Annotated in this window: 1 pseudogene; it reads right to left on the reverse strand. The window is 48.3% G+C overall.

The features are described from left to right. Positions 1 to 258 precede the first annotated feature (258 nt). Positions 259 to 638: pseudogene (locus ACTHUR_RS15280) on the reverse strand (divalent metal cation transporter); the annotation flags it as partial.

Here is a 638-nt window from a genome sequence, read left to right on the forward strand (position 1 = left end):
AGTTGTCCATGTCGGACGTGGCTTCAGGCTGACCGAGCAGATGTGTGACTTCTTCCAGTCGGTCGCTGAGTTGTTGTAGTTTTTCTAAAATAGACGGCTTCATAAATTTTCCAAAATACGGATGCCGTCGAGTGGTCTGCAACGGCGAAATAAGGAGTCATTATAATGGGTTTGAATGAAAATTCAAAAAGATATGATTGATTGGAAAGGCCGTCTGAAACTTGTTTTTGAGTTTCAGACGGCCTTTTTTATATGGGCTTATTTAGGCGCAGCCAAGATGCCTGTTTGGTTCAGCAGGAACAAAACGGTAAAGCCGGTCAAATAAATCAAACCGATAATGGCGAGGAAGTTCATGCCCATGGTCAGTTTGTGGCGTTTGTCGCCTTTAACGAGGCGGTAGTTCAGCCAAGCGAACACAGGGGCGGCAACGAAAGCGGTAATCATGGCGAATTTGAGCAGCTCTGCCATTGCGCTGTTGAACCAGAAAATTACGGCCAAGCCTGAGCCTGCGACCCAAATGTTCCAAGCAAACAGTTCGACGTTGCCGGTTTTGTCTTTACCGCGCAACAGGCGTACCGGTTCGGCAATCGCGCGCGCGTAGCCGTCTACTACGGTAATGGTGGTGCCGTACATACAAG

It is taken from the genome of Neisseria sp. P0021.S007, from assembly GCF_051956855.1.